We start from the raw sequence: 11182 nt of genomic DNA on the forward strand, positions 1-11182 counted from the left end.
GTTCGAGATCACCGAGGTCGAGGTGCGCGGCCAGATGCTGCGCGCCTTCCGTCACGCACCGCCCTCCGTGCGTGAGCTCTGGCTCTCCACGGTGCAGTTCGCCGACCGCGACTACCTGATCTATCAGGACGAACGGCTCACCTACGGCCAGGCGCACGCCAAGGTGAACGCCGTCGCCGCCTGGCTGACCGAACAGGGGGTTAAGCCCGGCGACCGCGTGGCCATCGCCATGCGCAACTATCCCGAATGGATGTTGATCTATTGGGCCTGCGTCAGCCTGGGCGTCGCCGCCGTGGGCATGAACGCCTGGTGGGTAACCGAGGAAATGGCCTACGCAATCAAGGATTCAGCGCCCAAGGTGATCTTCGCCGACAGCGAGCGCCTGCCCCGCATCCTGGAGCGGCCGGAGATGGCGCAAGGCGCCTTGTTGGTCGCCGTCCGCACAGACCCGCTCCCGGCCGGGGTCATCCCCTGGACCGACGTCGTCGCCAAGGGCGGCGACATGCCCGCCGTCGCGGTCGACCCCGACGCCGACGCCTGCATCTTCTACACCTCCGGCACGACCGGTTTTCCCAAGGGCGCTCAACTCACTCATAGGGGCTGCGTCGCCAACCTGATGAACATGAGCTTTTCCGGACAAGTCCAGGCCCTGGCCACCGCGCGGGCGACTGGCGTCATGCCCGATCCCAACGCGCCCGTACCCGTCCCGGTAGGCCTGATCACCACGCCGCTGTTCCACGTCACGGCCAACAACTGCGCGGCCTACGCCATCACCGCCGGCGGCGGCAAGATGGTGCTGATGTATCGCTGGGACGCCGGCGAGGCGCTGAAGCTCATCGAACGCGAAGGGGTCACCGCCATGAGCGGCGTCCCGACCATGGCGCGCGAGCTGATCACCCACCCCGACTTCGCCACGACCGACACCTCGAGCCTGATGACCCTGGGCGGCGGCGGCGCGCAGCTTCCGCCTGATCTCGTGGGCAAGATCGACGCCCAGGTGAAGACCGCCCGCCCGAACACGGGCTATGGCATGACGGAGACCTGCGGGATCATCACCGCCGTGGCCGCCGACTTCTTCGTGGACAAGCCCGAGAGTTGCGGCCGGGCCATGCCGACCTTCGAGGCCAAGGTGGTCGACGACGACGGGAACACCCTGCCCGTCGGCCAGGTGGGCGAGCTTTGGGTCAAGGGTACGCCGGTCATCAAGGGCTACATCAACCGACCCGACGCGACCGCTGAGTCGATCAATGAGGGTTGGCTCAAGACGGGCGACGTGGCCCGGCTCGACGAGGACGAGTTCATCTTCATTGTCGACCGCAAGAAGGACATGGTCCTGCGCGGCGGCGAAAACGTCTATTGCGCCGAGGTCGAGGCGGTCATCTTCCGTCACCCCGCCGTGGCCGAGACCTGCGTATTCGGCGTCGCCGACGCCCGGCTCGGCGAGGAGGTTGGCGCCGCCGTCGTCCTGCGTCCTGGTGAAAACCTGAGCGCCGCCGACCTGCGCGCGCATTGCGCGCTCATCGCGGCCAAGCATAAGATACCTCGCTACATCTGGTTCCTGGACGAGCCCCTGCCCCGCAACGCCAGCGGCAAGTTCCTGAAACGCCAGCTTCGCGAGACCCTGCCCGTCGAAGCAGCTGTCTGAGACAAGTCTGGCCGCCGATGACCACCGGCGGGCGACCAACCGACCGCAGTCATCGCGATTCTGAGGAATTCCTGCCGGTTTGACCGTGACGTATCGCCCGTCAGGCTTGTATTTCGCGCGTGCGGCGGCAACTGTCCCCTTGGGCGTTCACGGCGATGCTTCGGCTGCGCCGCGATGGTGGGTATCCTGTCGAGTTCGCTCGCGTGGGAGGGGGCGGTCTTGGATCGAGAATCGGATTCCAGAGGCGAGGTCGTCATCGCGCGGCTGCACGCGCTGGTCCGCGCCGGTTATCGGCCTGACGTGGGGGTCGAACGCACAAAGGGTGCGATCACCTTCAAGCACCCGCGCAAGGCGGCTGAGGTCACGCTGTGGGCCGATGGGCGAGTGGTCGACGGGGCGCCCTCGTTCATCGCCAACGACAGCAACCAAACCATCATCGCGGCCGACGACGCGGCCGGGTTCGAGAAGTTCATCACCGAGTCGCCTTCCCCCGTGGCGGTCCGCAAGGTCGGGTCCAGCCTGCTGGAGACCGTGGTCCTGGCCGCCGCGGCCTGGGCGATCCTGATCGGCGCGGTCTACAGCTTCTGGCGGCTGTCGCAGTTCGTGCTGGGGTCAATCATCCAAGCTGTCACCAGCGGCTAGAACAGGGGGGCGCCATGACCGACCACACCGCCGAGATCGCCGCGGCGATGGCCTGCCTCGACGACTTCATGGCCGCCTTCAACGGTCGTGACGTGAAGGCCTTCGAAGCGACGTTCAATCTTCCCAGCGTCCGGCTCGCGTCGAACACCCTGACCATCATCAAGGCCGGCTACCATCAGCCGCAGATGTTTGAGCGAGGCCCGCTGGCCGAGTGGGACCACTCGGCGTGGGAGCGTCGCGAAGTGATCCACGCCGGCGCCGACAAGGTGCACATCGACACTCGGTTCACGCGCTATCGCGCCGACGGCAGCATCATCGGCGGGTTCGATTCCATCTATGTGGTGACTTGCGAAGCAGGTCATTGGGGCGTCAAGGCGCGTTCGAGCTACGCGCCCTAGACAGCGATCTTCGGCGCAGCGCTCTTGAGCTTTTCGCCGGCCCGTGGCGATCTATGCGCGGGGGGAGAGACCGGAGAAGCTGATGTCGAAGCCCATGGCCGTCGCGGCGGCCCTTATCGCCCTCGCCATTCCCGGGGCGGCCCTCGCCCATCATGGCTGGAGTTCGTACGACGCCGAGGCGACAATCAAGGTCACCGCGCCGCTGTCGGATGTGACATGGGGCAATCCCCATGGGGCGGCGAAGGTTCGCCACCGGGGCAAGGTCTGGGACGTGGTCCTGGCGCCGGTCGCTCGGATGGAGGCCCGCGGCCTCACCCAGGCCATGATGACATCGGGCAACCCCGTGACACTGGAAGGCTACCCCCGCAAGGACGGTGTCACGGAGATGCGGATCGAGCGGGTGACCGTGAACGGCAAGACCGTCGAGTTGCGCTAGACCTTGGACGCCGCGATCGCGCTCGCCGAGGCGGTCCAGGCTTCGGCCTTCGGGGGCTGGGCGCGCGGCTCGTCGTTCGCCTATCCCGTCGCGAACCTCATCCATCTGCTTGGCCTGGTGATGCTTGTTGGCGGGATCGGTCTGCTGGACCTTCGCCTGTTCGGTCTGTTTCGCGCCATTCCGGTCGCTCCGCTTTGGCGAATACTGACCCCCATCGGGATCGTTGGCCTGTTGCTGATGATCCCGACCGGCCTTGTCCTCTTCGCCGCCGACGCGAGCGCGCTCGCGGTGTCCGACACCTTCCGGCGCAAGCTGATCTTCATCGCATTGGCGCTGGTGAACGCCGGCGCCTATAGGCTGATCTGGCGCAAGCGCGTGCCCGACTGGGATGCTTCGGCGCCGCCGGTGGCGCGCGCCCTGGCTCTGACGTCGTTGCTGCTCTGGCTCACGGTGGCGGCGCTTGGCCGACTGATCGCCTACACATAGGCCTCGATTCCCTCCAGCGGACGCCCCAACCTTGCCCACCGCCGTCTATGGATCGCCGCCGCGCGACGTCATCGAAACCCCGCCCAACGCGATCCAGGTGTCGCCCTTGGCGCCTGGATCTCAGGATCTCGCCCAGTTCGCGGACGGCGCGCTGGACGAGGTCGCGGTCCTGGTCCCGCCTGGGGCGGTCGAGGCCGCCCAGGTGCTGGCGCAGGCCTTGCGCGCTCTCAAGACTGGCGGATTGCTGACCGCCGCCGCCCCGAAAGACAAGGGCGGGCTGCGCCTGAAGAAGACGTTGACCGCTTTCGGCTGCGAGGTCGCCGAAACCTCACGACGGCATCACCGCATCTGCGCGGTCGAGCGTCCTGAGACCCTGATCGGCGTCGAGCACGCCCTCGCCGAGGGCGGACCGCGCCAGCTTGCCGATGGCCTGTGGTCTCAGGCAGGTGTTTTCAGTTGGGACCGCCTCGACCCTGGCAGCGCCCTGCTGTTGCGTCACCTTCCCGCGCTCAGCGGCTCGGGGGCCGATTTCGGATGTGGAATCGGCTGGTTGGCCCTGGCGGTCCTGAGTTCGCCGAAAGTGACTGGTCTGAACCTGGTTGACCTCGATCGCAGAGCGATGGAGGCGGCGCGCCGCAATGTCGTGGACCCCCGTGCGAGCTTTCATTGGGCCGATGCCCGTCAGGCGGCGCAAGTCATGACCGGCCTGGATTTCGTGGTCATGAACCCACCCTTCCACGACGGCGGGGCCGAGGATCGCGCGCTGGGCCAGGCCTTCATCCGCGCCGCGGCGGGCGCTTTGCGAAACGGCGGCGCGCTGTGGATCACCGCCAATCGCCATCTGCCCTATGAGTCCGTCCTGACAGAGATGTTCAAGACGATGCGTCCGGTGGCCGACTCCAGCGGCTACAAGGTGTACGAAGCGCGCAAATGACCAAGACCCCGACCATGCGGCTAGACCGCCTGCTGGCCAATCTGGGCTATGGCAGCCGCAAGGAAATGCACGGCCTCGTGGCCGCGGGCGAGGTGATCCTAGACGGGGTCGCGCTCTCGGACGCCGGCGCCCGTATCGCCATCGGTCCGGACCTGCCGCAACGCATGACTATCCTCGGCGCGCCAGTCGACCCGCCGCCGCCGGTGATCGTCATGCTGCACAAGCCCCTGGGCGTCGTCTGTTCGCACAAGGAGGCGGGCCGCCGCATCTACGACCTGCTGCCGCCCCGCTGGCGGGTGCGCGATCCGGTGCTGTCCAGCGTCGGGCGGCTGGACAAGGAAACCTCCGGCCTGTTGCTGATCACCGACGACGGGGCCTTCCTGCATCGTGTGATCTCGCCCAAGCGCCATGTCGCCAAGAGCTACGTCGCCACCCTCGATCGACCGCTGACCGGCGCGGAAGCCGAGGTCTTCGCGTCCGGCGCCCTGATGTTGGAAGGCGAGGACAAGCCGCTGTTGCCGGCCATCCTCGAGCCGCTCGCAGAGCGGCAGGCGCGGTTGATCATCGAGGAGGGTCGCTATCATCAGGTCCGCAGGATGTTCGCCGCCGTCGGCAATCACGTCACCGACCTGCACCGCGACCGGATCGGCGGCCTAGTCCTGCCGGACGACCTGGCCGCCGGCGACTACCGCGTCCTCAGCGCCGCGACGGCAGAGTCAGTGTTCAGCCCGTAGGTCTTCACCACAGGGTCTTGGCGGCGCGCCCGGGCCACTCTGCGTCATAGGCGGCTGCGTCGACCCGAGACTCGCTGCGCTCCTCCAGGATCTGGCCCGCGGTCGGGAGAGTGGCCGGGTCGACATGCCGTTCCGGATTCCACAGCTCCGCCCGGACAATGGCCCGCGCGCACTGAAAGTAAACGGTCTCCACGGTGATCACGATGACCGAGCGCGGAGCCTGACCCCCGACCACGAAGGACGCCAGCAGTTCCGGCGCGATCGAGATGTGGGCGCGGCCGTTGATCCGCAGGCAGTTCCCCGAACCGGGGATCAGAAACAATAGGGCCACGCGGGGATCGCGCACGATGTTCCGCAGCGAGTCGCAGCGGTTGTTGCCGCGGCGGTCGGGCATCAGGACGGTCCGCTCGTCCTCGATCCGCACCGCCTGGCCTTCGTCGCCGCGCGGCGAGCAGTCCAGCCCCTCAGGGCCGGCGGTGGCGAGCGCGACGAACGGGGAGGCTTCCACGAGGGCCCGGTAGTGGGGCGTGATCCAGTCGGCTTCCTTGACCGTCGAGCTCTCGTTGGGGAAGCCGTAGATCGCCTCCAGCGCTTCAAGCGTAGCGATGACCGTCATGACGCACCCCGCGAACCGATGCCCGGCTTCTAACCGGAGGTCACGACGAAGTCAGCCCGTCAGGCCACATCGGCCTGGGCCACCGGCTGATCGTTCTGGGCGGCGATGGCCTGGATGATCGCCTCGATCAGGGCCGCGGCGCGGATCGGCTTGGACAGGTGCTGGTCGGCGCCGGCCTCATGGCTGGCCCGGATATGCTCGTCCAACGCATTGGCGGTCAGCATGATCACCGGCGTGCGGGGCAGGCCTCGATCCGCCTCGAACTCGCGCAGAAGCGTCGTGGCCGAAAGACCATCCAGTTCCGGCATCTGCATGTCCATCAGGACCACGTCGAACCGCTCGGCCTTAAGCAGATCCAGCGCCAGGGCGCCATTCTCCACAATCACCGGCTCGACGCCGACGGACTGCAGGATGAGTTGCACGACCTTCTGGTTGGTCGGGTGATCCTCAGCCAGCAGCACGCGGCATCCGGCCAGGTCGAATGCTTCGGTATGACGCTCGGCGGCCACCGGCGCTTCGGCCGCGGCGCGATCCAACGGCAGGACGAAACCGAACACAGAGCCGGCGCCTGGCTGCGACTCCACGTCGATCCGTCCGCCCATCAACTCGACCAGGGAGCGGCTGATTGCGAGGCCCAGTCCGGTCCCGCCGAAGCGGCGACGGATCGAGGCGTCGGCCTGTTCAAACCGACGGAACAGCCGCGCCTTCACCTCGTCGTCGAAGCCGATACCGGTATCGGACACGGTGAAGCGGATCGCCGCGCCATGGGGCCGGACTTCCAGCCGGACCGAGCCGGCCTCAGTGAACTTTACAGCGTTGGAAAGCAGGTTCGACAGCACCTGGGTGAGCCGGACCTGGTCGCCCATGAATCGACCCTCGGCGACCCGATCGACGGTCCAAGAGAGCTCCAGGCCCTTGGCCTCGGCCGCGGCGCGGTGCAGTTCGGCGATCCGGCCGACGGTGCTGCTCATCGCGAAAGGTTCGTTGGCGAGTTGGATCTCGCCGGCCTCGATCTTCGAGAAGTCGAGGATGTCGGTAAGCACCTGCTCCAGCAGCCGCCCCGACGAGACGATCAGCTCGGCAAGTTCCCGGCTCTTGGCGGTCTTCTGCTCGGCCGCCAGGGTCTCGGAGATGGCGATCACGCCGTTCAGGGGTGTGCGAAGCTCGTGGCTCATATTGGCTAGGAAGCGCGACTTCTCGGCATTGGCGCGCTCCAACTGCGCCGTGCGCTCCTGAACCCGGTCCTCGAGCGACGACAAGACGACATCGACCTTCTCGCGCTCGCGGCGCAGGGCCTTGGCCAGGACGCCGATCTCGTCGTCGCGGGCCTCGACCCGCGAGACGTCGGGCCGCTCTCGCTCGCCAAACGCCTCGGGCTCGCAGGAGGCCGCCAGGCGGCGCAGCGGCTGGACGATGGTGCGGCGCGCGAGCGCCACGACGACCAGCATCTGAGCGACCGAGGCGAACAGTCCCAGCAACAGCACCCAAGACGCAGACCGGGCGGCCGACCACATCACCGCCGACTTGGGATAGGTCAGCAGCAGGTACCAGTCAGGACCGGTCAACTTGCCGTAGGCGACGATATCGCGGCCACCGGGGCTGGTGATCACCCCGTGCGGCTTGCCGTCGGCCTGGATCGCGCGGACCAACGCCTTGATGCCCAGCTTGCGTTCGTATTCGAGAATCGTGGCCTCCGACGCGCGCCCAGGCGTTTCGAAGCCCGGATAGGCGATCAGCTCACCCTTGCCGGTCACCACGAGGTTCGAAGCGCCCGGCAGCGTGTTGCGGATGGCGTTGAGGAAGAATCCTGTCAGCTCGATGGACGAACCGAAGGCGCCGACGAACTTGCCGTCCACGTAGGCCGGTGTGAGGCAGCCGGTGGCCAGCCGCTCGCCCTTGGTGTTCTGGATCAGACGCTGAAGGTTGGTGCAGCGGGTGACGCGGCCCGGATTGTTCTGGGGAAGGATGATCTTCGACATCTCCTCCTTGCTGATATCCATGTTGGCCGGGGCGTTCTGGCGATAGAACATCAGCTTGTCCTGGCGGTCGGGACCGAACATCACCAGGCGGGTGGAGGGCGTGAAGAAGTAGAAGTTGTCATAGTCGCGATGTGCGGCCTGGCCGAAATCGGACACGATCTCGAATGCCGAGACCAGGGCGGCCTTTTCCAGCGATGGGATCTCGGCGCCGCGCGAGATGAAGGCGCCGATGCCGTAGGTCACCTCGCCGGAGGCGCTGGTATGGCCGTTGAAGTATTCTGGCCGGCTGCGGCGAGTGCCGTCGGCGCGCAGAGGGAAGTAAGCGTCGGCCAGCCGGTCAATCTCGGCCGCCGGCAGGCGCTTCACCCGCCGTTCAAGCTCCGTCGCCGCAGCCTTGTGCAGGTTCTCTAGATTGGCGAACCGCTTGTCCACATTGGTGCTGCGCTCTTCGACATAGTCGGCGAGATAGGCGATCTGGCGGTTCGACAACTCGCGCTGGAACACGAAGAACGCGCCGCCGGCGCCCAGAGCGGTGAGCACCAGGGAGACGACCCCGAGACTTACCTGAAACCTGCGGGAAAGTGATTGCATGCCGCCCCGACCCCCATCGTGGGTCTAGCTTTAGCTCGGGACTCGTTTCGGGCAGGTTTACACGGTTTTCCAATCAGTTGCGGCGTTCCGACGCGGGCGTCAGGATGCGCGCGCCCCTCCGTCCACCCGTAGATCCTCGCCGGTCACGTAGCTGGCGTCCTCGGAGGCGAGGTACATGACCGCCCTGGCGACCTCTTCTGGCTGGCCGGCCCGGCCGGAGGGGGTTCGCTTGCCAGAGGCGTCGGCCGCTCCACCGCCCATCATCGGTGTGTCGATTGGCCCCGGCGAGACCGCGTTCACTCGGATATTGTCGCGGGCGAGCTGGAGGGCGGCGCTGCGGGTCACGCTGAGCACGCCAGCCTTCGACAGTCCGTAGGAAAGCGTTCCCGCCGAGCCCGCATAGCCCAGCACCGACGCGGTATTGATGATCACGCCGCCGCCGCGCGGCCGAAGCGCGCTGACCTCACGATCCATGCATCGCAGCACACCGTTCAGGTTGGTCTCCATGAGATTGTTATGGGCCTTCCAGTCCATCGCGCCGATAACCGCGCCACCTGCCCCGATCCCGGCATTGTTGAAGGCGATGTCCAGGCCGCCATAGGCCTTGACGCAGGCGTCGACCAGGCGCGCGACGTCTTTGTCCAGCCGCACGTCGGCCTTGCGATAGGTCGCCTCCCCGCCCGCGGCGCGGATCGAGGCTTGGACCTCGGCGCCCAGCGCCTCGCGACGACCGCAGAACATCACCTTCGCGCCTTCCATGGCGAAGGCGTGCGCCGTGGCCCGTCCGATCCCGGAGGTCGCGCCGGTGATCAGCACGACCTTGCCGGCGAACCTTCCCGGCGCGGCCATTGTCCCGGCGGCGGACGGCGCGGACTTGAGGTCGGCGGCGGACGCTGAGCCGGCCGCCAGCCCGGCGAGGCCGACGCCCAGCGCCAGCATGGCCCGACGCGAGGCCGTCTCTGCGGTTTTCGCAGGATCTTCCATGGTGTCCTCCCATTCCCTGGCCGCATAGTGCCGCAAAACGAGCAGCCTTGGGGAGATTGCGATGACGGCGGCGCGCCAGGCGTTCGAACAGCTCATGGCCCTGGCGGGTCGTGGCCGGCCCGACTTCGTCACCATCGATGAAGGCGCCCCCGGCATGAAGACCCGATTTCACGCCGAGGCCGCCGCCGCCGCGGCCCTGGCGGCGACCGGAACCCTGGCCGCCGACCTCTGGAAGCAGCGCTCCGGCCAGGACCAGACCGTGACCGTCTCGACCCGCGAGGCCGGCGCGGCCCTGGTCGGCTTCGCCCTGCAGACCTTCGCCGATCCAACACGAGCGCCGCCCGCGCGGCCCGACGACGCTGGTGGCGGTGGGCGCGGCACGCCGGCCATGGGGTTCTTTCCTACGAAGGACGGACGCTGGGTCTTCCTCCATCCCAGCTTTCCAGCCAGCGCCGCCAAGCTGCACGCGCTGATGGGCTCGCCCGTCGACACGGCCGCCGCCGCCGCGACGGCCCTGACCTGGAACGCTCTCGAACTGGAGAACGCCATCGCCGCGGCCGGCGTCTGCGGCGCCATGGTGCGGACGCCACGGGAGTGGGATGCCTCCGAGCAAGGGCGCATCCTGGGGGCTCGCCCGGTCGTCGAGGTGGTCAAGATCGCCGACGGGCCGCCCATGCCCATGCGCTCCGACGGGGAGGCGGCGTTGTCGGGCGTCCGCGTGCTGGATATGACCCGTGTCCTGGCCGGCCCGACTTGTGGGCGCACCTTGGCCCAGTACGGCGCCGATGTGCTCTACGTGGCCTCACCGAAACTGCCGGCGACCGACTTCTTCGTCAGCGACGTGAACCACGGCAAACTCTCGACGTGGCTGGACCTGACGCAGAACGCCGACCGCGCAAAGCTGGCCGAGCTGATCGGCGCCTGCGACGTCTTCAGTCAGGGCTACCGTCTGGGTTCGCTGGATCGGATGGGGCTGGGACCGCTGGACCTCGCCCGCCTCCGCCCCGGGATCGTCTACACCTCGATCAACGCCTACGGTCATGAAGGCCCCTGGGCCAACCGGCCGGGGTGGGAAGAGCTTGCCCAGACGGTGACCGGCCTGGCCCACGAGCATGGCGGCTATACCTTTGGCGGCGTGAAGGGTCCCCAGCTGCAGCCCGGCGCTGTCACCGACTACACGACGGGTTTCCTGGCGGCCTTCGGGACCATGGTCGCGCTCGACCGCCGGGCCCGGTTCGGAGGAAGCTACCTGGTGCGAGTCTCGCTCGCCCAGACCGGAATGTGGCTACGCGGGCTAGGCCTCGCGCCTCCCGAACACCTCGAGGCCGTCCAACCGCCGACGCCGCAGGAGATCGACGGCTGGCGCATCGACAGCGAGTCGGGCTTCGGGCCCGTCCGCCATCTCCGCCCGCCGGTGACGATGTCAGCGACCCCTCCTCGCTGGAGAAGGCCCACAACCCCGCTGGGCGCTCACGAAGCAGCTTGGCCAACCTGACGCGAAACGGTTATGGCCCAGATGATGGCTCCCTCCGAAATCCTCGTCGACGCACGCGGACACCGCTGCCCGGTCCCCACCCTGCGCCTGCGCCGCGCCCTGGAAGATGCGCCGACCGGCGCGCGCGTGCGCCTGCTGGCCGACGACCCGATGGCGCGCATCGACGTGCCGCACTTCGCCGCCGGCGCGGGTGTCACCGTGCTGGAGGCCGTCGATGAGGCGGGCGTGCTGAGCTTCCTGGT

Annotated in this window: 12 protein-coding genes; 9 read left to right on the plus strand and 3 right to left on the minus strand. The window is 67.7% G+C overall.

The annotated features are described in order from the left end of the window. From RMO04_RS11185 to RMO04_RS11215, 7 genes are all read left to right on the plus strand, one after another. Positions 1-1645, plus strand: a 1645-nt coding sequence (locus tag RMO04_RS11185; protein ID WP_309644866.1) for a class I adenylate-forming enzyme family protein, incomplete at its 5' end; no start/stop codon positions are given. A gap of 219 nt (positions 1646-1864) precedes the next feature. Beyond that, positions 1865-2287 (plus strand): hypothetical protein, encoded by a 423-nt coding sequence (locus tag RMO04_RS11190; RefSeq protein WP_309644867.1) that lies wholly within the window; start codon positions 1865-1867, stop codon positions 2285-2287. A 14-nt stretch (positions 2288-2301) separates the two neighbouring features. Next, positions 2302-2685, plus strand: a complete 384-nt coding sequence (locus RMO04_RS11195; protein WP_309644868.1) for a hypothetical protein — start codon at positions 2302-2304, stop codon at positions 2683-2685. 82 nt (positions 2686-2767) lie between these two features. After that, complete coding sequence (locus RMO04_RS11200) at positions 2768-3121, plus strand: DUF6152 family protein (RefSeq protein ID WP_309644869.1); 354 nt, start codon at positions 2768-2770, stop codon at positions 3119-3121. A gap of 3 nt (positions 3122-3124) precedes the next feature. Beyond that, complete coding sequence (locus tag RMO04_RS11205; protein ID WP_309644870.1) at positions 3125-3607, plus strand: hypothetical protein; 483 nt, start codon at positions 3125-3127, stop codon at positions 3605-3607. 31 nt (positions 3608-3638) lie between these two features. After that, positions 3639-4541, plus strand: a complete 903-nt coding sequence (locus tag RMO04_RS11210; RefSeq protein ID WP_309644871.1) for a class I SAM-dependent methyltransferase — start codon at positions 3639-3641, stop codon at positions 4539-4541. Then, a complete protein-coding gene (locus RMO04_RS11215; protein WP_309644872.1) occupies positions 4538-5275 on the plus strand; it encodes a 16S rRNA pseudouridine(516) synthase in 738 nt (245 codons plus the stop codon). The genes RMO04_RS11210 and RMO04_RS11215 overlap by 4 nt, the downstream gene beginning before the upstream one ends. A gap of 4 nt (positions 5276-5279) precedes the next feature. On the opposite strand, the gene RMO04_RS11220 is transcribed toward RMO04_RS11215, so the two are convergent. From RMO04_RS11220 to RMO04_RS11230, 3 genes are all read right to left on the minus strand, one after another. Beyond that, positions 5280-5891 (minus strand): pyridoxamine 5'-phosphate oxidase family protein, encoded by a 612-nt coding sequence (locus RMO04_RS11220; protein ID WP_309644873.1) that lies wholly within the window; start codon positions 5889-5891, stop codon positions 5280-5282. Between the two features lie 59 nt (positions 5892-5950). Then, on the minus strand, positions 5951-8461 hold the full coding sequence (locus RMO04_RS11225) for an ATP-binding protein (RefSeq protein ID WP_309644874.1): 2511 nt from the start codon (positions 8459-8461) through the stop codon (positions 5951-5953). 99 nt (positions 8462-8560) lie between these two features. Then, positions 8561-9445, minus strand: coding sequence for an SDR family oxidoreductase (locus RMO04_RS11230; protein ID WP_309644875.1), 885 nt, complete (start codon positions 9443-9445; stop codon positions 8561-8563). Between the two features lie 61 nt (positions 9446-9506). On the opposite strand from RMO04_RS11230, the gene RMO04_RS11235 reads away from it, so the two are divergent. Together RMO04_RS11235 and RMO04_RS11240 are read left to right on the plus strand one after the other, a co-directional pair. Further along, positions 9507-10940 (plus strand): CoA transferase, encoded by a 1434-nt coding sequence (locus tag RMO04_RS11235; protein ID WP_309644876.1) that lies wholly within the window; start codon positions 9507-9509, stop codon positions 10938-10940. A gap of 24 nt (positions 10941-10964) precedes the next feature. Continuing rightward, positions 10965-11182: sulfurtransferase TusA family protein (locus RMO04_RS11240; RefSeq protein WP_405041490.1), on the plus strand; the 218-nt coding region annotated here is incomplete at its 3' end.

The organism is Phenylobacterium sp. (assembly GCF_031412415.1).
In the GTDB taxonomy this organism is placed as follows: Bacteria; Pseudomonadota; Alphaproteobacteria; order Caulobacterales; family Caulobacteraceae; genus Phenylobacterium.